Origin of the sequence: Pseudogulbenkiania ferrooxidans 2002 (genome assembly GCF_000174355.1) — a bacterium.
GTDB lineage: Bacteria > Pseudomonadota > Gammaproteobacteria > Burkholderiales > Chromobacteriaceae > Pseudogulbenkiania > Pseudogulbenkiania ferrooxidans.
Map to the genome: position 1 here is coordinate 277,139 of NZ_ACIS01000005.1, position 22,127 is coordinate 299,265.

Sequence of the window (22,127 nt, forward strand, 5' to 3'; positions counted from 1 at the left end):
CTGGGGGAGTCGCGCTGGTTTAGTCCTGCGGATAGCGGGTGGTATTGAGCACCTCGGCCAGCGCGCCTACCGGGAAGTTAGACAATTCGTTGAAATTGTTACCCTGGTAGCCGAAGATTTTGCCGTCGGTCTTCAGGCGGTCGAGATCGATCATCACCACACCCAGGGTCGGGATGATCTTCTCGCGCCAGACGAACAGGTAGAGGTTGCTGTCGATCTTGATGTAATGGCAGCGGTCAACGTCGGCCAAGCCCTTTTCCACGCCGTCGAGGCACTGCCAGGCGTAGAAGTTCTCGTTCAGGTAGATGTGTTCGTAACGCTCGGTTGGGCTGTAGGTGTACAGGTTTCGCAGGCCAATCAGCTCGCGTGTGGGCTGGTGCAGTTCTTCGCCCAAGGTGACGGGGCGGTTGATGGTTCCGTGCGCGAACACGGCCTTGACCGCGGTCAGCTCAAGTCCCTGTTCGACGCGGCTGAAGGCGTCGAGCCGTGTTTCGGCCTCGGAGGGCAAGGTGCCGATCACGGCGGTGAACAGCCCACGTTTGTTATCAATCACCAGACTCACCGTAGTGGCGCGCGCGCTCTGCTTGATGAAGTCGATGAAGTAAATACCTTCTCGCACCGAGGTGGCACGGTAGCTATCCACTCCGCTCTGGCCCGCTTCCGCGCCTGCAACAACGGTCCAGTTGAGATCGGACGCCGTTTCGAACACGTGCTCGATCACGCTGCCATCGGCAAAGTGGAGGCGCAGGGTTTGGCCGGCGAAGTCGCTGACAGCGGGAAGGATGTGGCTGTCCGGGGCAAAACCCTCGGCGAGGTCACCAACTTGAATGAAGATCGGTTGAGTATTCATGATGCTTGCTCCTTGATCGGCGGAATAGCCTTGCTGTTCGGTCTTTCACCGCAGTGATGGTGAAAGATATGAGGTGAAGGTAATTTATCGCCGGACTGAGGGCAGTGACATCAACCAGAAGGATGAGGTGCTTTTGCATAACCGAAGAGAGGGACTGGATGCCGAATCCCTTCTCGGCGAATCGGGCGTGGCCGGCTTCCTTAAGAAGCAGCTCGTTGAGGATATGCTTGCCACCGAACTTACTCTCCATCTGGCCGCAGAGACCGAGCTAGGCAAAGCCTGCAGTCACCGAAAGGCACCAGCCCCAAGGTTGTAATTACCCCGAATGGAGAACTGGAACTGGATATCGCGCGTGACCGGTGATCTGCTCCCCTTAGGCCTTACCAATCAAAAGTAGAGAGAAGTCCGTCACTGAAGGAGAATGACGGACATGAAGAAGAGCAGATTCACCGAAGAACAGATCATTGGCTTTCTCAAGCAGGCCGAACTGGGCATGGCCATCAAGGAGGTCTGCCGGCAGGGCGGTTTCTCCGAGGCCACCTTCTACAAGTGGCGAAGCCGATACGGCGGCATGAATGTCGCCGAACTCCAGCGCGCCCGAGATCTGGAGGCCGAGAACGCCCGTCTCAAGAAGTTGCTGGCCGAGGCCCATCTCGACATCGAAGCCCTCAAGGTCGCTTTCGGGGTAAAGCGTTAGCCCCGCAGGCCAAGCGGAAGGCCATTAGCGTGATGTTGAGCAGTGGATTGGCGCTATCAGAGCGCCGCGCCTGCCGGCTTGTGGGGCTCTCCCGAGATGCCTGGCGGCATCCGCCACAGGCGGATGCGCTGACGTGTCTGCTGACGGCACGCATCGTCACGATACCAATGGCGTCATCTTAATAATCAGCAGGTTGGGGCTTACACTGAATACTTCGTGAAAATGGAACTTACCATGTTCGGATTTCAGGTGTATTCAACGGAAGTCGATGATCGAGGTATTGACTTTGTAGCACGAAATGACAATGGGCCTTTCATCGAAATCCAGGTAAAGTCTCTCCGGTCGATGGGCTACGTCTTCATGCAGAAGTCAAAGTTTTCCTTGAATCAGAATCGCTATCTTGCGCTAGGCCTTCTCTTTGAGGGTGAGGCACCAAAACTGTTTTTGATTCCGTCAAAGGTTTGGGAGTCACCAAATTCGGTATTTGTTGACCGAGACTATGAGGGACTGAAAAGCAAGCCGGAATGGGGGGTGAATATCTCCAAAAAGAACTTGCCCTCTTTGGAACCGTACCTTTTTGAGTCGATGGTCAAGCGACTAACCATATAAGGCGCACTCAAGGCGCTGCGCAATGCGCCGCCTGTAACCCAGCCCCGGACCGGCCATGCCCACTCACGCCGTCCGGGCGCCCCGCGCACCCTCCGCCGCGCACGCCCCATGCCCAACCCCGCCGCGCCGCCCGATCCTCCTGTATCCATCCCTTCGGCCAACCCTGGCCCCTGTCGCCGCTGACGGGTTTTGTCTATGGTGAATGTACGCATCGCCAGCAAGCCAGGCAGAGTAGGGCGGACGCCCTCCTGTCGCTGAAAAAGGTGCAAAGCTACGTCTTTTATAGGCATCTACTTCTAGTTTTTCAGCAACGTACGTACAGAGGACTCAATGATTAAACAAATCACTCATATCTCAACCCATCAGTCCGCAAAGGTCGTTTCGGCCTTGTATGTGCTATTTACACTGCCTTTTGTTCTTGTTGGTATTGTTGGTCTGATTTTTTCGCCTGCTGGCTCCAATTTTCCATTTTGGTTTTTTTTCATCGCCCCACTATTTTATGGCGGGATGGGCTACGTCATTTCACGATCTATTTTTTGGATTTACAACCACGTTGCCAAAAGAATAGGGGGTATTGAATTCTCCACTACTGAAATTCAAGAAAAGTCTAACCGTTAAATCAACCTGGCGCGCTTGGGAGCGCCGGCTATTCACACTGTTAGGGTGCGCTTATGAGAAGTGAAGGTGACCCGCTTCAGAGATACAAGAGGTGTGGTCTGCTTGGTGGGTGGATTTGCCCCTGTATCTCAGGACACCAACCCACCCTTAGGTTTATGTTGTCGCCAGTCGTCTGAACTCTCGTGGGGAACGGTATTTCAGTGCACTGTGCGGGTGGTGCTCGTTGTAATGCTCGAAGGCTATGCCAAGATTTCGCAAAGCGGTAGCGGCGTCCGGCTTCGGCATGTACGCCACGTAATCCCGCTTTATCGTCTTCACCAGGCTCTCGGCCATGCCGTTGCTCTGCGGGCTGCACACCGGTGTCGTCACCGGCTCAAGGCCAAGCATCCGCGCAAACGTTCGGGTGGCCTCTGCCGTGTAGGCCGACCCGTTGTCGCTCAGCCATTCTATCGGCACCGATGGCGTATCCAGGCCGAGGCGCTTCTCCACGGCCGCCAGCATCACGTTCTGCACGTCGTCACTCCGATAGCCAGTGGTGCCGGCTACCCAGCTCATGACTTCCCGGTCACAACAGTCCAGCGCAAACGTGACCCGGAGCTTATCGCCATCGTCACAGTTCACTTCGAAACCATCGGAGCACCAGCGGGTGTTGCTGGTCGCCACGGAGACACGACCCTCGTGCCGGCGTGACATCCCAGGTTGCTTCACCCGGCGACTCAACAGTAAACCATGCTGTTTCATGACCCGGTAAACCCGCTTGGCGTTGACAGGCCGTTGCGCGAGGGCTTCTCGCTGGCGCCGCAATAGCCCCCAGGCCCGACGGTAGCCGTAGCTGGGCACGTCACTAATGAGCGTCTTCAGGTCTGCAATCAGCTCCGCATCATCCGGCCGCCGATGTCGGCGAGCGTCGCGCCAATCCGCAGAACGTTTGCTTCGGGCGGCCAGATGGGAGCGCGCTACACCAAGGCAGTCACTGACCAGTTTCACTGGTCGTCCCCCGGTAACAAGGGCGAGCGCGCAATCCATTTTCGCGAGCGGGCGACCTCCACGGCTTCCTTGAGAATCTCCGCTTCCATGGTCTTTTTGCCCAGCAGGCGCTGTAGCTCGCGGATTTGCTTTATCGCTTCGGCTAACTCCGAGGCGGGCACCACGGCTTCGCCTGCACTCACCGCTGACAGGCTGCCGTCCTGATGGAGCTTGCGCCAGTGGAATAGCTGGTTCGGATTGATGCCATGGCGGCGTGCCACCAGCGACACGGTTTGTCCTGGCTCGAAGCTTTCACGGACCATGGCCAGTTTTTCTTCGATGGACCAGCGACGGCGGCGCTCCGGCCCCAGAACCTCGGTGGAGGAGTTGTTAGTGTGAGTCATAAACACAGTCGTATGCCTATCCCTTAGTTTAAGAGGGAAATGGTGTCCTGTGTTTCAGGGGGCTCGTCCAGTGGGCTTGGTGTCGGTTTGTTGTCTGGCATTTTCATCGGTGGACCGAATTTTCACACTTGGCCTTTCGCAACGGTGCTCTACGTTATTGTGGGTAGTGGCGTCATCGGTGCGTTGATGGGCTATTTGGCCATCGCAATCATAGTCGGCACTCAGATCCGCGGCTCCAGTCCGGATTTTTGCGCGCTCGATAGCGACCATAGTTTCGATGATCAAATTGGCCATGCCGACGCCAGCGACCATAGTTCCATCGGTAGTCACGGTGGAGAAGACAGTGGCAATGCGTGACACGATCAAGGCCGTAACCCGTAACGCCCCGTAGGGCACACTCGAAGCACGGCGCAGCGCGTCGTACGCAACCTGGCCCCGGACAGGCCATGCCCACCCACACCGTCCGGGCGCCCCCGCGCCACCCTCCGCAGCGCAAGCCCAACACCCACCCCCGCCGCGCCGCCCGATCTCGCCGCACCCCATCCCCTCGGCCAACCCCGGCCCCTGTCGCTGCTGACGGGTTTTGTCTATGGTTAACGTACATTTCCTGCTGAGCAGGGGAGCCCCATAACGCAAAAGAATTCGACATCCAGGATGTCCACTTTAAGTTGACCGTCACTAAACGCCCATGCTTGGCCATGAAACCGCAACTATGCAAACTGGTGTACCTTGTCTCGGCCTTCTCGTCATTGATGCTGACGACGCCGGCTTCCGCGCAGCTATCCTCAGTAGGAATTGAACGGCGCGAGCAGTTGCTAAGCGCACTCCGTCCCGCGTGCGAGCGCATGGTTTTTCAAATTACGACCCATCGAGAGATCACGCTTGCGCTGTCTGCCCGTCCCATCCAGACGGCGGATGTCTGCAATTGTTCAGAGGCAAAAATCTCGTCAGACCCTCGCTTGGAAAAGTTTTGGCCCCTTTCCGAAAGAGACATGAAGGAGCCAATCGAATCCGAACAGGTTAAGTCGTACATCACGGGCCGTATGATCACATCGGTTCTGCAATGCCTTTCACAAGAGTTCGACACCTCGCTTGGAAAGGCTCCACTGCCCTAAGCCGAACCCCCTCCTCTGGGCGCATTCGAAACGACGCGCAGCGAGCCGCCTGCAACCCAGCCCCGGACAGGCCATGCCCACCCGAGCCGTCCGGGCGCCCTTGGCAATAGTCCGCTGCGCACACACCATGCCCCCTCGGCCAACCCTGGCCCCTGTCGACGCTGACGGGTTTTGTCTATGGTTAACGTACGCATCGCCGCACGAGCAAAGGAGAATCTCGGTCCGGTTGCTGCCTGTAGCTGGGGCGTAAAAACCTGAGCAACCGGTTTTAACTGCCAAACCAAAGGAGCATCAAAATGGCTAGAGGTAGTGGTGGCGGTTCCAGCGGAGGCAAAGGTGGGCCAGGTGGCGGGGGAGGTGGCAGTGGTCGAGGCCCTTCGAGTCACCCAGGTCCAGGTGGAAACTGGCCAAGTACGACAGGGAATCCGTCCGGTAGCGGCAGGGGTAATGCGCCGCCTTCCGGTTCAAAACGGTGAAACCCGAAACCATACAAATCCAACACAGTGGCCCGATAGATGAGGGCCACTGATCTTTTGCGCTAGTCGAGTTCCAAATTCACCGAAATCGATGGCTCGTTCTGGCGCTGGCGAATCAGCTCTGCGTCTTCCAGATCCTCGACATAATCCATCAGTTGCTCATAGTGCCTTGCTGACAGCAGGTAGGCTTCCGGCCGGTTATGGTTGATTACGGCCACCGGGGCATCCCCCGCTTCGCGGAGAACGCCGGCAAAGTTACGTTTGAGTTCGGTGACGCTGACGGCCATGTCGGCGAGTATCCGGTCCATGAAGACGCTCCTGCGAGGATGAGAGGCGAGGAGGCGAAGCTTACGCCTTTTTGTCACGCTGAAGGTCTAGGTAGTCGGCCCAGGCCTGGAGCATTTCCCGGCGTTCCTTGAGGTAGCCGGCATGGTTGTAGGCGGCTTTGACCTTGTTCCGCTCCAGGTGCGCGAGCTGACGCTCGATGATGTCGGTGTTCCAGCCCTGCTCGTGCAGGATGGTGGAGGCCGTGGCACGGAATCCGTGACCGGTTGCCCGGCCCTTGTACCCCAGTATCTCGATCACGCGCAGGATGGTGGTATTGGTCATCCCGGTATCGTGATTGCGCACGTTCGGGAAAACCCATCGACGCCGGCCTGTCAGCGGCTCCAACTCGCGCATGATCGCCACGGCCTGCTTCGGGAGCGGCACGATGTGGGGATCGCGCATCTTCATCTTCTCGGGCGGTATGCGCCACTCGGCGGCGTCCAGATCGAACTCGGCCCATTCCGCCAGGCGCAGCTCCTGGGTGCGTACCAGGGTGAGCATCTGCAGGTTGACGGCAAGGCGCGTGAGGCCGAATCCCTTGTAGGCATCGAGCGCTTTCAGAAAGCCGGGCAGTTCGTCGGCCGAGAGGTGGGCGTTGTGACGTGTCGGCGGCATTCTCAGGGCGCCGCGCAGGGGGTAGGTGGGGTCGCTGTCGGCGCGCAGCGTGGCGATCGCATGCCGGAAGATGCTGCCGGCCCACTGTCGCACCAGCCTGGCGATGCTCGGCGCGCCGCGCTCGTCGATCTTGCTGATGGCAGCGAGTAGCTGGGCCGAGGTGACTTCGCGGATGGGGAGTTCACCGTATTCGTCGAGCAGATCGCGCTGCAGGTGCTTTTCAACCTGCTTCCGGTACGTTTCGGACCAGTGCGGCCAGTTGACCACCTTCCATTCTTCGGCCACCACAGCGAGCGTCGTGGCGGTTTCCTTCTGGGAGCGCAGCTTGTCCAGCTTCTTCTCGGCCGTGGGGTTTTTCCCTTCCTTGACCAGCGCCCGTACGCGCTCGCGTTCGGCGCGGGCTTCGGCCAGCGACACGTCGGGGTATTCGCCGATGGTGTAGATCCCGTCCTTGGTCGGCGATGTCCAGTAGCGGTAGCGCCAGAACTTGGCGCCGGTCGGCCTTATCTCGAGGTACAGCCCCTTGCCGTCCTGGAGCTTATACGGCTTGTCGAGTGGCTTGCTGGTACGGATTTTGACGTCGGAAAGCGGCACAGGATAAACCGGATAAGATGTTTCTATTATCCGGTAATTTATCCGGTTTTTTATCGGATTGCCATGGTGTAGAACGGAGAATTGCGGAGGGGATTTACTGGAAATGCTTGATTTTCAAGGGCTGCTGGGAGGGAGGAGGAGGGTGATGATCGATAAGGCGGGTTATCGATCATAAGCAACATTTAGGCTTTATCCTTTTGAGTTGCAAGGTAATTTCTAGAATCCCAGTCGTTTTATACCCGCTTGTATACCCGCTATTTATTTTGCTGGGGTACTGAGCCAAAGCTGAGACACCTCAGATCATTCCCGATTCGCTTGTTGGAGAGGGGCCAGCTGCTGATTAGGCGCTCCGATCGGCCTTCCCAAGTTGTCGCGCCATCGGTATTGGCCCGATCACCGCCAGCCAACTGTCGGCCGCCGCCGGCAATGCCAAGGGCTATGGTTCGGCCCCGACTTTGCGGCCTCGCTGGGACTGGTGCCGCGCTGGCGCTCAACCGGGGGCGAGTCCAAGCTCTTGGGCGTTTTCAGCCCTCACCAAGGAAGCCCATTGCCTCTGCGCGAATCAGTGCCAGTGTCTGGCGCACAAAGGCCAGTTGCGCGGCGGCATCGTCGATTTCCTGCTGCAATCTCGCGGGCAGATCGTGCTCCGGCAGTGGGGTCTCGCTCATTTCGCGCCAGGGTATCCACGGGTTCGGGCCTTCGTTATCGTGGCGAAATGGCGGGGCGTAGTAATCTACTTCTTCTTCCAGACCATAGGCACGGACTTGCGGCAGCTTGTCGCCGAGGCAGAGCAGGCGGGTGAGCAGGGCGCGAAACGGCAGCTCCCCCTGGCCGGAGCGGCAGGCGAGGTGGCCATTGCCGGTGGCCTCGGTCACGATGCGAGCGTCCTTGATGTGGACCTCGGTGACGTGGACGGCCATGGCGTCCAGCGCTGCCAGAGGGGCTTCATTGGCGTTGATCATGTTGGCGAAGTCGAACAAGATCGACAGTTGTGGCCAATCACTGCCAGCCACCAGCGCGACCAGCTCGTGGCTGGTCAGGTCCTCGTGCTGCTCAATGGTGAAGCGCAAGCCGCTGTCGCTGTAGCGTGCCTTCATGGACTGGATGTCCGCCGCCACCCGGTCTAATACATCGTGCAGATGGCCTTCGTAACGCGGATAAAAGCGCACTGAACGGGCGCCTGTATGACGGGCGATGCGCACGGCCTCGTCAATGGCCACGGCGTCGGAGGCGCTGGTTTCAATATGCAGTTCCAGCCCCAGCGCCGCGGCCCGGGCGCCAAATCCCTGCAACTCTTCCGGGCAGGCATGGCACAAGGCGGCGGCCTCGCCATCCAGCACGTGGATCTTCACGCCGGCCAGCTGCTGCCGGTGCGCGATATCCAGCAGATCGGCAGGCAGGATTCTGCCGCAGCGCATGTTGAGGTGATAGGCGTAGGCATGAAGGAATAGCGGGATAGTGTCGATGCGTTGTACCACCTTGGCGGCGTTGGCCGTGGTTAACATGCGGTGTTCTCCGTGAAAGGGTGTCGGTTCATGACTGGGGCGCCTGCTGTTCCAGAATCGGATAAGCCGTGGCGCAGATGTGCGAATGGATGCGTTTCAGATCGCGCAGTACATCCAGGTGCAGCGAGCTGGACAGAATGCTTTCCGGCCGGCCATCGCGCAGGCGCAGCAAATGGTTGTCGGCGCCTTCGCGCTCCAGGTCGCGCACGATGACCTTGTCGTCCAGGATGCGCTCGGCGGTTTTTACGCAGCTGGAGACAAATGCCGCCTGGGCGCGCTGGAAACTTTCCAGGACCTGCTCGTGCAGTGCCTGTAGTTCGGTGGCGCCTTCGGCAGAAAAGCACAGCTTGCCCTTGATCTTCTTGCTGGCCAGCTCCATCAGGTTTTTGTCCACGATGTCGCCGATATGCTCCATATTGATGACGAAAGACATGATCGACATGGCGCGGCGCGCATCGGCCGGCTCCAGCCCTTCTCGCGTGACCGCGGTAACGTACAACTTGATCGCCTCGTGCAGACTGTCCACCGCATCGTCTCGGCGCATTACCTCGCCGACCAGGCGACGATCGCCTTGCAGCAGGGCCGGCAGGCTGCGGCGTAGCATGTCGCCCACGACATCGCCCATGTGCAGGGCTTCGCGTGTGGCACAGGCCAGCGCCAGCGATGGCGAGGCGATGGCTGACGGATCCAGATAGCGTGGGGCATCGGGGCTTTCTGCTTCGCGGTTGTCTGGCAGCAGCCGTTCCAAGGCGGTGGCCAACGGGTCCAACAGGCCGATGAACAGCAGGGCAATCGCCAGGTTCAGCAGTGTGTGCACGTGGGCGATCAGCTGGGCACCATCGCTGCTGCTCGTGTGCAGCAGCGATGCCAGTACGGAGACAAACGGCAACAGCAGCAGGCAGACGCCGCCGCGCAGCAGCAGATTGCCGGTGGGCAGGCGCTTGCGCAGGTTGTCCTCGCTCTTGGCTCCCTCGATATACGGGTTCAGCGCGCTGCCGATATTGGCGCCCAGCACCATCGACAAGGCGGTGTCCAGCGCCATGGCATGGCTGCCGGACAGCGACATCACCAGCAGCACTACCGGTGTGCTGGAGTGCGCCGCCCAGGTCAGCGCGGCGGCGATGGCCGCGGTGAGCAGGGGTTGGCCGGACAGCACCGCCAGAATGCTGCGCACGGCCGGGGCGCTTTCGGCTTGTCGCATGGTGCCGACCAGCAGCGCCAGCGCCAGCAGCATCAGGCCAAGGCCGATCAGGGCGCGGCCAACGTTGCCGTGTTGCGAGCCCTTGCCGCGTTCGAACAGGGCCATGCCGATGACCAGACAGGCGGGCGACAGCCAGCTCAGGTCCAGCGAGAACGCCTGCACGATCAGCGTGGAGCCGACATTGGCGCCCAGCATGATGGCCAGCCCGGTGACGGGCGTCATCAGCTTACGGCCGGCAAAGGCCGAGGCGATCAGGCCGGTGGCGGTGCTGCTTTGCAGTACCGCGGTCACCCCCATGCCGGCAAAAAACGCCTTGAAACGGTTGCCGAGACTGCCGGCCATCACGTGGCGCAGCCCGGCGCCCCAGGCGCGCATGATGCCCGATTCCACCATGTGCAGGCCCCAGGTCAGCAGGGCGACACCGCCGGCAAGATGCAATAACACTGTAAACATGCTTACCTCGCTTGCGCCTTGCCGGCGCTGCGATGATCCCGCTGCTGCGGGACCGGGTTCAGGCCTGCTGCGCCGCGTGCTGCCAGCACAGGACTTGCCAGCCGCGCTCGCCGGCAATGCGGCGCAGGGTGGCGTCGGGGTTGATGGCATGACGATGGGCGACGGCTTCCAGCAGCGGCACGTCATTCAGCGAGTCACTGTAGCCGTAGCTGTCGTGCAGCGATTCGCCCTCGTCGTGCAGCCATTGATGCAAGCGGGTTACCTTGCCTTCGCGATAGCTCAGCACGCCGTGGGTATCGCCGCTGTAACAGCCATCGTGGGTTGCCAGCTGGATGCCGATCGAATCCGCCACGCCCAGCCGGCGCGCGATGGCGTTGACCAGGTGCTCACCGGTGGCGGAGATCACCAGCAGCCGGTCCTGGCGGGCGCGGTGCCACTCCAGCTGGTGTAGCGCCTGCGGGAAAATGCGCGGCAGGATGATGTGCTCGACGAAGGGCGCCAGCCAGCCCTGCACGGTGTCCAGGCCGAGGCCGCGCAGCGGGATCAGCGCAAAGCGCATGTATTCGTGCATGTCCACCCGACCATCGCGGTAGGCCTGCAGCAGCTCGGCTTCGCGCGGCAGCATCTCGGCAGGCGCCAGACCGCGCTCCACCAGGTAGTGCAGCCAGAGATTGGCGCTGTCGCCGTCCACCAGGGTGTCGTCCATGTCGAAAATTCCCAGTGCCATCTCAGTGCACCTCCCGCATTTGTTGTTGATCGATCATCAGGTTTACCTCGGTGCCGGCGGCCAGCAGGTCTTCGGCGCGGCGGTTCAACTGGTCTACCTGCAGGGTGATGCCGTGGGCCTGCACCTGATAGCGGATAACGTTGCCCAGTAGCTGGTGCTGGCGGATGGTGGCCGGCAGTGGCGCGCTCAGGTGCGCCGGGTAGGCCTGCCCCGGGGTGAAGATCTGGATGGCTTCCGGGCGGATGGCCAGATGGCCGCGGGTTTCCAGCTGCAGCAGGCGGCTGGCTTCGGTGGGTGTCAGCAGGTTGTAGCTGCCCATGAAGCGGGCCACGAACTCGGTGGCCGGGCGGGTGTAGATCATTTCGGCCGAGCCTTCCTGCACGATGCGCCCCTGATCCATGACAAAGATGCGGTCGGACATGGTCAGGGCTTCTTCCTGATCGTGGGTGACAAAGACCGTGGTCAGGCCCAGTCGTTGCTGGATGTCGCGGATTTGCTCCCGCAGCGATTTGCGGATGCGGGCGTCCAGCGCCGACAGGGGTTCGTCCAGCAGCAGGATGCGCGGCTCCACCACCAGCGCGCGCGCCAGTGCCACGCGCTGACGCTGACCGCCGGACAGTTCGTGCGGGTAGTGCTGTTCCTTGCCGCTCAGTGCCACCAGGCGGATCACGTCGGCTACCTTGCGCGCAATCTCGCTGCCCGGCAGCTTTTGCAGCTTCAGGCCGAAGGCAATGTTCTGTTCCACGCTCATGTTGGGGAACAGCGCATAGCTCTGGAACACCATGCCGATGCCGCGTTTTTGCGGCGCGGCGCGGGTGATGTCCTCGCCGTCGACGCGAATACAGCCCGCGTCGATGTCGGTCAGCCCGGCCAGGCTGCGCAGCAGCGTGGATTTGCCGCAGCCGCTGGGGCCCAGCAGGGTGACGAATTCCCCTTTCCGTAGCGAAAAATGGATGTCCTGGAAAATGGTGGCGTTGCCATATTTCTTGGCCAGGCCGCTAGCTTCAACGTAACTCATGGCATGTCATCCTATTTGCTGAATCGGGCGGTCAGCCACGTCAGGAACAGTGTGAACAGGAAGTAGCTCATGACGATGGCACTGGTGAAGTGGCCGCTCGTCTGACGCATGTTGTAGAGGTAGACCTGCAGGGTTTCGTAGTGGGAACCGGCCAGCAGGTTGGCAAACACGAAGTCGCCCAGCAGGAAGGAAAACGCCAGGAACAGCGAGGCCATCAGCCCTTTGCGCAGGTTGGGCAGGATCACCCGCAAAAAGGCCACCGGGGTGCTGGCACCCAGCAAATGGGCCGCATCCATCAGGTCGCGCACATTGATGCTGGCGAGACTGTTGGCCAGCGAGCGGTACATGAAGGGCAGGGCGATGGTGAAATAGCAGCCCACCAGAATCCATGGCGTGCCGGTGATGTTAAGCGGGCCATCGGCGTAGATGTTCAGCAGGCCCACCGAGGTGACCACCGGCGGCACCGCGAACGGAATCAGGATCAGCGCGTTCATCAGCTTGTCCAGCCCGGGAAAGCGGTAGAACACCACGAACACCGCCGGCACGATGATCAGCGTGGCGAGCAGCAGGGTGCCCAGGCACACCGCCAGCGAGCGCCCGAAAGCGGCCAGGAAGGCGCTGTCCTGCCACAGCTGCAGATACCAGCTCAGCGACAGGTCGTCCGGCAGGATGGTGGCGCCCCAGTGTTCGGATAGCGAATACAGCAGGGTGGCCAGCACCGGTACGGTCAGCAGCAGGATCAGCACGGCGACCACGCTGCGGTGATAGAGCTCAGCGCGCATGACGGGCTCCTTTCTTCAGCAACCACTGGTTGACGGCGGTGACCAGCAGCAACATCAGCATCAGCAATACCGACAGGGCGGCGGCCATATTCGGCTCCAGGAAGATGTCGCCGGACACCAGGCTGGCAATGCGAACCGTGATCAGGTTGAAGTTGCCTTGCGTCAGGGCATAGGCGCTGGCGTAGGCGCCGATGGCATTGGCAAACAGCAGGATGAAGGTGCCCAGAATGGCGGGGGCCAGCACCGGCAGGCCCACGTAGCGCCAGTACTGCCACAGCCGGGCGCCCAGGAGCGAGGCCGCGGCCTGCCAGTCGTCATCCAGCGAATCGAAGGCCGGATACAGCAGCAGCACGCCCAGCGGGATCTGGAAATAGGTGTAGATCAGGATGACGCCGTTGCTGGAGTACAGGCGGAAGTCCTCGATCAGCCCCCACTGGCGCAGCAGCAGGGTCAGCGCGCCATTGGTGCCCACCAGAATGATGAAGGCGAAGGCGAGCGGGACGCCGGTGAGGTTGCTGGTCATATTGGTGATCGACACCACAAGCCGGCGCAGCCGGCCGGAAACCCGGCGCAAAGAGGCCGCCCCCAGCAGCGAAATCACCAACCCGATCACGCTGGACCACACGGAAATGCGCAGGCTGTTGTCGAAGGCCTGGCGGTAAAACGGCGAGGACAGGATGTCGTTGTAGTTGGCCAGCGACAGGCCCTGTTCGGTGTGCACGCTGTTGACCAGCACCCACACCATCGGCGCCAGGCTGAACAGTATCAGCATGGCGAAAAAGGGCAGCAGCAACAGCGCCGCCGGCCAGTGCCGTAGCCGTGAGCGCGGCCGCACCGGCACGGCAGGCTTGCCGGCAAGGGGGAGTGAAGTGGTTTTCATGGCAAAAGTAACTCCGGGTTACGCGATTTGGTGTGGCGCAGGCCGGCGGCGAGGCGGCTCGGTCCGATCGGTTGCGCACGGCTATACGGCCGCTTGCTGAAACGTTGGCCGAACACGGACCGTGGCACCCGCCGCTGGCCGGGTCGGCGTCGTTGCACTCGATGCCGCTATGCGCCGGCGCCGCCCTGCCGGGAATGCCTCCGTACCCATACCAGGCGGGCCTGGCTGGACGTGGCAGGCGCCCCTTACTGCATGTTCACCATGACCATTTCCTGCCACTGGCGCGGCAGCTTCTTGGTCGAGTCTTCCCAGGCGGCGAAGTCGCGGATCGGCTTGGCAACCTTGTACTGGCTGGCGGGCAGCAGCTTGGCCTGCACATCGGCCGGAATCGACACATTGCTGCGGATCGGTCGGGCATAGCCGCGCGCCAGGTTGACCTGGCCCGCATCGCTCAGCACGTATTCGCGCACCAGCTTGGCGGCGTTCGGGTGCTTGGCGTACTTGTTGATGATGGTGGTGTAGCCGGTGGTGACCGAGCCGTCGGTGGGAATGCTCACCGTGAAGCGCTTGCTGTCGATGCGGTCGCGGTAGCTCAGCGAGGTGAAATCCCACAGGATGCCGACTTCAATCTCCCCCTTTTCCAGGTTGGCCAGGCTCGGGTCGATCAGCGACAGGCGTCCCTGCTTGGCCAGTTGGCCGAAGAACTCCAGCGCCGGCTTCAGGTTCTTCTCGTCGCCGCCACGGGCCAGCGCGGCGGCCAGCACGGCACTGTTGGCACGGGCGGAAACCCCTACCGCACCCAGCGTGACCTTGTATTTGCCTTTCAGCAGGTCGGCCCAGGATTTGGGCGGCTCTTTCACCAACTGGTTGTTGGTGATGAAGGAAATGGTGCCGGTATAGGCCAGTACCCAATGGCCGTCCTTGTCCTTGGCCCAGGTGGGAATGTCGTTCCACGTGCTGGGCTTGTATGGCTGGGTCAGCCCCTTTTGCAGCGCAACCGGGCCAAATGTATGGCCAACGTCGCCGATATCTGCCGTCGCGTTGGCCTTTTCGGCCTCGAACTTGGCCAGTTCTTCAGCCGAGCTCAGATCGGTATCGCGGTGACTCAGGCCATATTTCTGGGTAACCTGTGCCCAGGTGTCTTTCCAGTTGGCCCAGTCGTCGGGCATGCCCACGCTGTAAACGGCGCCTTCTTTCTTGGCGGCCTGGGCCAGGACGGTGAGGCTCTCGGCATTGGCCTGTGCCAGGCAGAGGCAAAGCCCGCCGGATACGACGCTAACCAGCAAGTTGTTCATGTTTGCTCCTTTGGTCTAGTCCAGATTTGAACTGCAGGCAAACCTTAGTCCAGTGGCTTTCTGGCTGTCAATCGTGCTGCATGTTGCCAGGCAGCAAAAATACGACGTCGCAAGGATTTTGTTTTGCTAATTGCTTGAATTTTAACGATATAAGTAAAAATTCGCCATGTGGTTTTCTTTACAGCCCTACCGCGTGGGCAACGCTGTCATTACCTTGACATGTCTTTGAGAAATCATGATTTCGTGATAGATTTGCCATTAATTTGAAATACTGGAGTAGTCCAATTGGCAACAATTGAGCGCAATACCACTCTGGCCGCCCAGATCAGGCAGTCGCTGGAGATGCAGATCGATAGCAAATTGCTGCAGCCGGGGGTCAAGCTGCCATCCGAGCGCGAGCTTTCCGAGTTGTTCGATACCACGCGCACGACGGTGAAGGAGGCCCTGCTGGCGATGGAGGCCGAAGGGCGCGTCTATTGCGAAGACCGCCGTGGCTGGTTCGTCGCCCCACCCAGGCTGATCTACAACCCGCTGTACCGCTCCCCCTTCCACCAGATCGTCACCGAACAGAAGCGGCAACTGGAAACCCTGGTGCTGTCATCGCGCACCATCGTGGCAACGCCGACCCTGTGCCAGGAGCTGGCGTTGCCCACTCTGTCGCGAGTGAACGAAGTCACACGGCTGCGCAAGCTGGATGGTCGCGTGGTACTGCTGGCGCGGCACTACCTGAAACCGGAGCGCTTTCCCGGCATTCTGGAACATGACCTGAGCCAGTCGCTGACCACGCTTTACGAGCAGCAGTACGGGGTGCGCTATGGCCGCTCTCGTTTCGAGATCAACCCGACGGCCGCCTGGGGCGAGGTGGCGCAGGCATTGATGCTGACCGAGGGCAGCCCGATCTTGCTGATCTCCTGCGTCAACTACGACCAGCATGGCGAGATCATCGATTGCGACCATGAATACTGGCGCCACGACGCGGTACGCATTCTGGTGGATAGCCAGGAGCTGGAGCGGATGAAGGCAAATACCTTGCTGTGATGAATGACCGATTCAGCCCCTGCCGCCGATAGGTGCCACACCCGGCGGCGACGTTTCAGACATCCCGGGAGCTCCGCTTAAACCGGGTCGAAAGCAGTGGCGTTATATTGGAACCAGCCCCCGCGTCTTGCTTGTGAAGGCGCGGAAGCTGACTATAGCGGAGGATGAGGTGAAGCGCGCGCCGGTTATCTACCATCGCGTCTTGTGCCGCATGCCGACGGGCAAACGCCTCGAACCACGGCAAGCTCTCCGGGTTGGCCATGGTGTCCGGGTTGGCCACTTTCTCGAGAGCTTGGCCGAGAAGATGTCGTTGGGCACGTGCCGCGCCGACAGGGCGACCTTGATCCGGTCAGGATTCAGTCCGGTCAATTCGGGTGTCAGGCCGATGTCCGGTCGCCGCACCACGAACAGCGGTATGTAGGATTCGCGACCCAGGTATTCCAGGTCCACCAGCATGCTGTCCAGCACCTCTGGCAGGTCTTCCACCGCGCGGTACATCTCGCTGGTGCCCATACGGATGCCATGGCGGTTAATGGTGGCGCCCGAGCGGCCATAGATGACGACACCGCCGGATGCTTCAAGCCCAAGGACGAGTGCATCCCGATCGCCTACCCGAAGCCGGACGGCGTGCTGACGTTCGACCGCCAGTCGTCGGTGTTCATCTCCAACACCAACCACAGCGAAGACCAGCCGGCGCACCTCAAGCTGAAGGACCCGACCCAGAACATCAACTGGGTGACGCCGGAAGGCGGCGGCGGGCCGAACTACCCCAATATGTGATACGGATTGCCCGAAGCAAACCTCCGGAAGGTATTCTTGCTTAGCCGAGGCTCTTTTCTGCAGTTTGACGACGCCATATAGAAAACGCCCTCGTGTGAGGGCATTGGCTGGGGTGGGTGTAACCGGTTAGTTTAGTTGGTGTACGACTTGAGGTCTGACATGACGTCCATGACCGTGTCGATGGCGAGAGCCGAGGCCAAGGCGTAGCCTTTGCCAATCACGAAATCGCCATCCTCGAACTTGTAGGCGCTGAATCGGTTCGAGGGAAAAATGTTCGAGCCACGTTTGCGCAATCCGACCGAGACGTGCGCCAGGGCTCTTTGAGAATTCACGTACGTATCCGTCATGACGACGATTTCGTATTTGGCGTTGTACTTTTTGCAGTACTCATCGGACACGGCGGAGCCGATTTTGGCTTTCATGAGATCGTTAACCTGGTCCGGGCCATAGTGGTGCCAGGTGAACGTACAGCCAAAGGATGGAGCACTGAGCCCCAAAAGGGTAACGCACATTGCCGTGAATTTTTTGTAATTCATGAGTGATCTCAATCGGTTAAGAGCTGGCCTTGGAGATGACAGGCGCTCATCCGGTACCCCCTTGTGCCGGCGGCGCCTGAGCCAATAGCAATGATCAGCCTCCCAGTTGGCATGACCGCCGGAGAGCACTGGTTTGCTGCCGCAAGGCAACAAAGCCGATCACTCGAACATCATATCACTGGAAAATTCACTATGCCTATCGGGCCGATGGTGTAGTGTGGGCCGGCCGGCGTACTGAGCCTATCGGCCAGGATCAGTGTCGGCGACACCATCAGATCGGGGGGGGGCACGGCCCGTGACCCGCAACCCGCAACCCTTTATGGGGCGTACTCGAAGTCCTGTGCCGCGCACCATCTGCAGCCTGTGCAGAATCGCCCCTGAGCAACCGTGCCGACCGGGCCGTCGCCACACTCAGCCGTGCATGCCCCTTGTCCCGCTCCATCGCATTGCCAGACCTCACCGGCGAGCATTCTCCCGGCCGCTCCGGGCCTGTCGGCGCCGAGGTGTTTTGGCTATGGTTAACCTACCCATCGCCAGCGATCCAGTCAGGGCAGGCTCACCGCCACTTGCCGTTGGCGATGTCGCCCCATCCAAGAAAAAGTGTCATCTGGACAAGGTGGGTTGGGCCTTAGTGGGAGAAGTATCATGCACAGATTCAGCACCCGCGTGCGGGCCGCCATGGCGTTGCTCGTTCTTGGCATGGCATTGCCCTGGAGCGCGACCATGGCACAACCTGCCCTGAAGGACCAAATCGTCGGAACCTGGTCTTATGTTTCCGTTGACCTTATCCGCTCCGATGGGACGCGAATACCCCTTTTCGGTCCGAATCCACAGGGCCAGGCGAACTTTGATAGCAATGGCCGCTATATCTTGATGACGGCGCGGGCTGGGCAGGCCAAATTCGTATCCGCCAGTCGGATGGAGGGCACCCCGGAGGAAAACAAGGCCGTTGTGCTAGGGTCGATCGCTCACTTCGGCAGATACACCGTTGACGAGGCGAACAGGACCATCACGTTCCACATAGAAACCAGTACGTTTCCGAACTGGAACGGAACTGAACAGAAACGACCGTTCACGGTGACTGGGGACAAGCTTACGTGGCAAACCCCTGCATCGACAGGCGACGGCATTGCCGAGGTTGTGTTGAAGCGGGCGAAATAGCGCCCGGCATCGGCATGGCGGTCGTGGGCCGGTCATGAGGTTGCAGAATACGATGCCCCTCCATCGAGGGGAGGCCGTTGGGCTGTGCTTGGCTCAGCCCAACGTGCCGACCTGAAGGCTCAGGCAAAGACGAAATACTTGCGCACGGTTTCCACTACTTCCCAGGTGCCCTTCATGCCCGGTTCGATCACGAACACATCACCGGCCTTCAGATGCACCGGCTGCTCGCCTTCCGGCGTGATGATGCAGTAGCCGTCGAGGAAGTGGCAGTACTCCCATTTTTCGTAGTTCACCTCGAACTTGCCCGGGGTGCAGATCCAGGTGCCCATGATCTTGCTGCCGTCCTTCGAGAGGTAGGCGTTGAGGTTTACGGTGTGCGGGTCGCCGCCGATGCGCTTCCACTTGGTAGCGTCAACCACCGGAGTGGGGCAGGTTTCGCGCAGGACGGTGATGAAATCGGACATGTCGGCTCCAAACGATCTAATGAAAGGTTTGTCATCATAGGTTCAATGCCATGCCGGCAACTGCCTGTTTTCGACATGGAATTGCCTGTAAACGCGACGTCAGCAAGACCGTAACCCGCAACAGCCTGACATGGTCGGTGCGTGGCGCTCGTCGATCTTGCGGGCGGCGGCCGCGCCGAGGCGTCCTCGTTATTCAAGGGGGCGAAGAGGGCGCTGTGGCCATGAAAACGCCAGCTCCAGGGCTGGCGTCGATAAAAAATTGAGAGGAGGCAAGCAGGACTCAAGGCATGCCGGCGATGGCGGGGAAGCCATCGGGGTGAGGCCATTCCGCCTCGACGGGGCGGAGGGGGTGTCTGTCGGACGCCTCGCTGGTGGTCGCATCCCAGGACGCGGATGGCTGCATGGCGCGCACGCTGCTGGCGCAGCGGATGGCAGCGGCGCTGTAGAATTCTTCGGCCAATGTGTCGCACTGCCTGGCCGCCATTTCCTGGGCCGCTTTGAAGCCGGCCAGCCAGACGGTGTCATGCGCGCGTTCCAGTTCCTCGATTCGGCCGATCAGGTCCAGCAGCATGGCGGGGTTAGTCGGGACTGGCGTGCCGTCGTCGGCGGATGTCGTCGCCGCCTCCTTGATTTCGGCCAGCGTGTAGCCGGCGTAGCGTGTGCTCATGCAGTCGTCCTTTCCTTGAAACAGTGCTGCCGCGGAGCCGCCGTTGGCCGAAAGCCACCACTCCGGCCAGCGATCCGCACGGTGAAGATCATCGATCGATATGACGTTCATGGTGGCGGACGAGCGCGTGGCCATCCGTCCTAAAACCGACATCGTGATGCCTCCAGGCGGCACGGTGCCACCTCGGCTGTCAGATAAGTGGTTGTCACGGATTTACTGCTCCATGGCAGTCCATTTTTCTTCGGTCAGGGTCATGATGTCGAATGCATAAAACGCGGGAGTCATGGAGACAGGCGGGGGGAGGGCTGTTAAAATGGGAACGTTGTCATTGGGGAGTAGCCATCCTTAGCCCCTTGCTAAGGAGTTCACGTCAACAAACTTGAGGCCATAGCCTCATGGCGTGAACAGCCTCTGCACCAGCAGAGAGAGCCAGGCGAGACCTTTGGCCGCGATGCGCTTACCCAGGCCGGGCGAGGCGTATCGTCGCGCCATTGGATTCTTGCTCGCCCGGCCGGATTACTCTCATGCTTCTCGCCTTCACCCTGTTTTTCCTTTCCGCCGGGGCCATTTACTGGTCCTGTGAATTCTTCGTCAATGGCGTGGAATGGCTTGGTCGTCGTCTGAACCTGGGGGCGACGGCCGTCGGTTCGGTGCTGGCCGCCTTCGGTACCGCCCTCCCGGAAAGTGCCGTCACCTTTACTGCCGTGGTTTTCGGCAATACCCCCGCTCAGAAAGATCTCGGCGTCGGCGCCGCGATGGGTGGCCCGCTCGTTCTGGCAACCTTGGCCTACGCCGTAGTCGGCTTTGCCTTGATGCTGAACCGTCGACGTCTGGCGCGTGAAACGCACGAAGTGCGCGTGGATCATGTCCGTCTGAGCCGGGACCAGGCCGCTTTTCTTGCCGTGTTTGCGGTCAAGGTAACGCTGGGGCTGGTGGCCTTTGCCATCAAGCCGTGGCTGGGTGTGCTGTTCCTGATGGCGTATGGTGTCTACGTTTGGCGGGAAATCCGTGACAGCGATACCGCCCCGGAGGAGGAAGAGCTGGAGCCGCTGAAAATCCGCCCCAACATGGCCGAGCCCTCGCTGGCGTGGGCGGGTTTGCAGGTCGTGCTGGCGCTGGTGGCGATCAGCGTGGCGTCGCATGTCTTTGTCGGCCAGCTTGAGGCGATCGGCACCGGTTTGCATTGGTCGCCGCACCTGGTGGCGCTGCTGCTGAGTCCGGTGGCGACCGAGCTGCCGGAGACGATGAATGCCCTGATCTGGGTGCGGCAGGGCAAGGAACGCCTGGCGCTGGCGAACATCTCCGGTGCCATGATGATCCAGGCCACCATTCCCAGCGCGCTGGGCATTTTTTTCACACCCTGGCAGTTCGATGGCACGCTGCTGGCGTCCGGCGTCATCACCGCCCTGGCGATTCTCTTTCTATGGCGAATCTTCCGCCGAGGCGCGGTCGATGGCCGGGTGCTGCTCGGCGTGAGCTCGCTGTACGGCGTCTTTGCCTTGCTGGTGGCGGCCTATTTCCCGCACTGAATGAGCGCGTGGCCAAGGTATCCTGGCCGGCTTGGCCCGCTGCGCTGCGGCGGGCCTATTTCAGGTACGACTTGATGATCTGGAGCACGGCATCCAGATCGCGCTGCCGTTGCGCCTGCTCGGCCTCCTTGACCACATGGTCGGTCAGATGACCTTCGATCACGGCGGCCATCAGCCCGTTCACCGCGCCGCGGATGGCGGCGATCTGCTGGAGCACGGCGGTGCAATCCGTTTCACTGTCCAGCAATCTTTCCAGCCCGGCCGTCTGCCCTTGTATCCGCCTGACTCGGGCCAGCAGTTTGGCCTTGTCTTTCACGGTGTGTGCCATATCCGCTTTACCTCATGCCTGAAAAATGGACGGAAGGGTAACATGCATATACTGGGGGGTAGTATAATGCGCCAATCTGATCTCACGTTGTGAAAGTGCGCCATGCCCGAGTTTTCGACCCTGTTGCAGCAAGGCAATGCCTGGCTGTTCGTCCCGAGCGCCATCCTCCTGGGGGCGCTGCACGGCCTGGAGCCGGGGCATTCCAAGACCATGATGGCAGCCTTCATCGTTGCCATTCGCGGCACACTGACGCAGGCGGTGTTGCTGGGCCTGTCGGCGACCGTGTCGCACACGGCGGTGGTGTGGGCGGTGGCGATGGCCGGGTTGTATTTCGGCCGCAACTGGAGTGCGGAGGCGACGGAACCCTATTTTCAGGTGGCCTCCGCGGTGCTCATCATCGGTGTGGCGGCGTGGATGATCTGGCGCACCTGGCGCAATCAGCAACTGGCGCACGATCATGACCATCACCACGACCATCACCATGACGAGGCG

Annotated in this window: 24 protein-coding genes, 4 pseudogenes and 1 riboswitch (1 of these 29 cut by a window edge); of the genes and pseudogenes, 12 read left to right on the forward strand and 16 right to left on the reverse strand. The window is 60.6% G+C overall.

From position 1 onward, the window contains the following. Window positions 1-19: 19 nt before the first annotated feature. Window positions 20-850: a molybdenum cofactor biosynthesis F family protein gene (locus tag FURADRAFT_RS10525; RefSeq protein WP_008954131.1), complete on the reverse strand. Its 831-nt coding sequence runs from the start codon at window positions 848-850 to the stop codon at window positions 20-22. Window positions 851-1,280: 430 nt separating this feature from the next. Here FURADRAFT_RS10525 and FURADRAFT_RS10535 point away from each other — a divergent pair. The 3 genes and pseudogenes from FURADRAFT_RS10535 to FURADRAFT_RS20565 all read left to right on the forward strand — a co-directional run. Next, window positions 1,281-1,642, forward strand: a pseudogene (locus FURADRAFT_RS10535) (transposase); the annotation flags it as partial. 139 nt (window positions 1,643-1,781) lie between these two features. Then, on the forward strand, window positions 1,782-2,156 hold the full coding sequence (locus FURADRAFT_RS10540) for a hypothetical protein (protein ID WP_201441945.1): 375 nt from the start codon (window positions 1,782-1,784) through the stop codon (window positions 2,154-2,156). Window positions 2,157-2,486: 330 nt separating this feature from the next. Then, window positions 2,487-2,774 carry a hypothetical protein gene (locus tag FURADRAFT_RS20565; RefSeq protein WP_150105050.1) on the forward strand — a complete coding sequence of 96 codons (288 nt, stop codon included), beginning with the start codon at window positions 2,487-2,489 and terminating at the stop codon, window positions 2,772-2,774. A 153-nt stretch (window positions 2,775-2,927) separates the two neighbouring features. Here the strand turns inward: FURADRAFT_RS20565 and FURADRAFT_RS10545 are convergent. Then, window positions 2,928-4,144, reverse strand: a protein-coding gene (locus FURADRAFT_RS10545; protein WP_236261572.1) for an IS3 family transposase whose coding sequence is annotated in 2 segments (ribosomal slippage) — window positions 2,928-3,799 and window positions 3,799-4,144 — 1,218 coding nt in all. Because the reading frame shifts where the segments join, the coding sequence is not laid out codon by codon here. A gap of 39 nt (window positions 4,145-4,183) precedes the next feature. Between FURADRAFT_RS10545 and FURADRAFT_RS20570 the strand changes: the two genes are divergently transcribed. Then, window positions 4,184-4,501 (forward strand): hypothetical protein, encoded by a 318-nt coding sequence (locus tag FURADRAFT_RS20570; RefSeq protein ID WP_150105051.1) that lies wholly within the window; start codon window positions 4,184-4,186, stop codon window positions 4,499-4,501. A gap of 341 nt (window positions 4,502-4,842) precedes the next feature. Next, a complete protein-coding gene (locus tag FURADRAFT_RS10555; RefSeq protein WP_150105052.1) occupies window positions 4,843-5,259 on the forward strand; it encodes a hypothetical protein in 417 nt (138 codons plus the stop codon). Between the two features lie 538 nt (window positions 5,260-5,797). Here FURADRAFT_RS10555 and FURADRAFT_RS10565 read toward each other — a convergent pair. Continuing rightward, window positions 5,798-6,043, reverse strand: coding sequence for a type II toxin-antitoxin system Phd/YefM family antitoxin (locus tag FURADRAFT_RS10565; RefSeq protein ID WP_008954138.1), 246 nt, complete (start codon window positions 6,041-6,043; stop codon window positions 5,798-5,800). 40 nt (window positions 6,044-6,083) lie between these two features. Continuing rightward, on the reverse strand, window positions 6,084-7,271 hold the full coding sequence (locus FURADRAFT_RS10570; protein ID WP_008954139.1) for a tyrosine-type recombinase/integrase: 1,188 nt from the start codon (window positions 7,269-7,271) through the stop codon (window positions 6,084-6,086). Between the two features lie 380 nt (window positions 7,272-7,651). On the opposite strand from FURADRAFT_RS10570, the pseudogene FURADRAFT_RS20575 reads away from it, so the two are divergent. After that, window positions 7,652-7,794: pseudogene (locus tag FURADRAFT_RS20575) on the forward strand (transposase); the annotation flags it as partial. Between the two features lies 1 nt (window position 7,795). Here FURADRAFT_RS20575 and FURADRAFT_RS10575 read toward each other — a convergent pair. From FURADRAFT_RS10575 to FURADRAFT_RS10605, 7 genes are all read right to left on the reverse strand, one after another. Continuing rightward, entirely contained in the window at window positions 7,796-8,776 is a 981-nt protein-coding gene (locus FURADRAFT_RS10575; RefSeq protein WP_008954140.1) for a sugar phosphate isomerase/epimerase family protein, read from the reverse strand. A 28-nt stretch (window positions 8,777-8,804) separates the two neighbouring features. Continuing rightward, window positions 8,805-10,430, reverse strand: coding sequence for a Na/Pi cotransporter family protein (locus tag FURADRAFT_RS10580; protein ID WP_008954141.1), 1,626 nt, complete (start codon window positions 10,428-10,430; stop codon window positions 8,805-8,807). Window positions 10,431-10,488: 58 nt separating this feature from the next. Continuing rightward, window positions 10,489-11,157 (reverse strand): HAD family hydrolase, encoded by a 669-nt coding sequence (locus FURADRAFT_RS10585; protein WP_008954142.1) that lies wholly within the window; start codon window positions 11,155-11,157, stop codon window positions 10,489-10,491. Between the two features lies 1 nt (window position 11,158). Further along, window positions 11,159-12,175 (reverse strand): ABC transporter ATP-binding protein, encoded by a 1,017-nt coding sequence (locus tag FURADRAFT_RS10590; RefSeq protein ID WP_008954143.1) that lies wholly within the window; start codon window positions 12,173-12,175, stop codon window positions 11,159-11,161. An 11-nt stretch (window positions 12,176-12,186) separates the two neighbouring features. After that, window positions 12,187-12,957: an ABC transporter permease gene (locus FURADRAFT_RS10595; RefSeq protein ID WP_008954144.1), complete on the reverse strand. Its 771-nt coding sequence runs from the start codon at window positions 12,955-12,957 to the stop codon at window positions 12,187-12,189. Beyond that, the gene (locus tag FURADRAFT_RS10600; RefSeq protein WP_008954145.1) at window positions 12,947-13,837 is read right to left on the reverse strand and encodes an ABC transporter permease; all 891 of its coding nucleotides are present in this window, start codon (window positions 13,835-13,837) and stop codon (window positions 12,947-12,949) included. Before FURADRAFT_RS10600 ends, FURADRAFT_RS10595 begins: the two co-directional genes overlap by 11 nt. 245 nt (window positions 13,838-14,082) lie before the next feature. Then, window positions 14,083-15,132 carry an ABC transporter substrate-binding protein gene (locus FURADRAFT_RS10605; RefSeq protein WP_008954146.1) on the reverse strand — a complete coding sequence of 350 codons (1,050 nt, stop codon included), beginning with the start codon at window positions 15,130-15,132 and terminating at the stop codon, window positions 14,083-14,085. 285 nt (window positions 15,133-15,417) lie between these two features. Between FURADRAFT_RS10605 and FURADRAFT_RS10610 the strand changes: the two genes are divergently transcribed. Next, window positions 15,418-16,170, forward strand: coding sequence for a UTRA domain-containing protein (locus tag FURADRAFT_RS10610; protein WP_008954147.1), 753 nt, complete (start codon window positions 15,418-15,420; stop codon window positions 16,168-16,170). A gap of 189 nt (window positions 16,171-16,359) precedes the next feature. Here the strand turns inward: FURADRAFT_RS10610 and FURADRAFT_RS10615 are convergent, their stop codons facing one another. After that, window positions 16,360-16,683: a hypothetical protein gene (locus FURADRAFT_RS10615; protein WP_008954148.1), complete on the reverse strand. Its 324-nt coding sequence runs from the start codon at window positions 16,681-16,683 to the stop codon at window positions 16,360-16,362. 60 nt (window positions 16,684-16,743) lie between these two features. Between FURADRAFT_RS10615 and FURADRAFT_RS10620 the strand changes: the two are divergent. Beyond that, window positions 16,744-16,950: pseudogene (locus FURADRAFT_RS10620) on the forward strand (4Fe-4S dicluster domain-containing protein); the annotation flags it as partial. A 131-nt stretch (window positions 16,951-17,081) separates the two neighbouring features. On the opposite strand, the gene FURADRAFT_RS10625 reads toward FURADRAFT_RS10620, so the two are convergent. Continuing rightward, window positions 17,082-17,486 (reverse strand): hypothetical protein, encoded by a 405-nt coding sequence (locus FURADRAFT_RS10625; protein WP_008954150.1) that lies wholly within the window; start codon window positions 17,484-17,486, stop codon window positions 17,082-17,084. Between the two features lie 645 nt (window positions 17,487-18,131). Between FURADRAFT_RS10625 and FURADRAFT_RS10630 the strand changes: the two genes are divergently transcribed. After that, window positions 18,132-18,647, forward strand: a complete 516-nt coding sequence (locus FURADRAFT_RS10630; RefSeq protein ID WP_008954151.1) for a lipocalin-like domain-containing protein — start codon at window positions 18,132-18,134, stop codon at window positions 18,645-18,647. A gap of 119 nt (window positions 18,648-18,766) precedes the next feature. Here the strand turns inward: FURADRAFT_RS10630 and FURADRAFT_RS10635 are convergent, their stop codons facing one another. Both FURADRAFT_RS10635 and FURADRAFT_RS10640 read right to left on the reverse strand, forming a co-directional pair. Further along, window positions 18,767-19,111 carry a cupin domain-containing protein gene (locus tag FURADRAFT_RS10635; protein WP_008954152.1) on the reverse strand — a complete coding sequence of 115 codons (345 nt, stop codon included), beginning with the start codon at window positions 19,109-19,111 and terminating at the stop codon, window positions 18,767-18,769. 280 nt (window positions 19,112-19,391) lie between these two features. Then, window positions 19,392-19,931 (reverse strand): hypothetical protein, encoded by a 540-nt coding sequence (locus FURADRAFT_RS10640; RefSeq protein ID WP_236261573.1) that lies wholly within the window; start codon window positions 19,929-19,931, stop codon window positions 19,392-19,394. Window positions 19,932-20,096: 165 nt separating this feature from the next. Further along, a riboswitch (yybP-ykoY riboswitch) is annotated at window positions 20,097-20,209 on the forward strand. Between the two features lie 93 nt (window positions 20,210-20,302). Here FURADRAFT_RS10640 and FURADRAFT_RS10645 point away from each other — a divergent pair. Continuing rightward, window positions 20,303-21,307 (forward strand): sodium:calcium antiporter, encoded by a 1,005-nt coding sequence (locus FURADRAFT_RS10645; protein WP_008954155.1) that lies wholly within the window; start codon window positions 20,303-20,305, stop codon window positions 21,305-21,307. A gap of 55 nt (window positions 21,308-21,362) precedes the next feature. Here FURADRAFT_RS10645 and FURADRAFT_RS10650 read toward each other — a convergent pair whose 3' ends face one another. Then, on the reverse strand, window positions 21,363-21,635 hold the full coding sequence (locus tag FURADRAFT_RS10650; protein WP_008954156.1) for a metal/formaldehyde-sensitive transcriptional repressor: 273 nt from the start codon (window positions 21,633-21,635) through the stop codon (window positions 21,363-21,365). Between the two features lie 102 nt (window positions 21,636-21,737). On the opposite strand from FURADRAFT_RS10650, the pseudogene FURADRAFT_RS21310 reads away from it, so the two are divergent. Then, window positions 21,738-22,070, forward strand: a pseudogene (locus FURADRAFT_RS21310) (nickel/cobalt efflux transporter); the annotation flags it as partial. Between the two features lie 46 nt (window positions 22,071-22,116). After that, window positions 22,117-22,127, forward strand: the beginning of a protein-coding gene (locus tag FURADRAFT_RS10655) for a nickel/cobalt efflux transporter (RefSeq protein WP_456238947.1). Its footprint extends 715 nt past the window's final position; the window shows 11 of its 726 coding nt (coding positions 1-11); the start codon lies at window positions 22,117-22,119; its stop codon lies beyond the right edge, outside the window.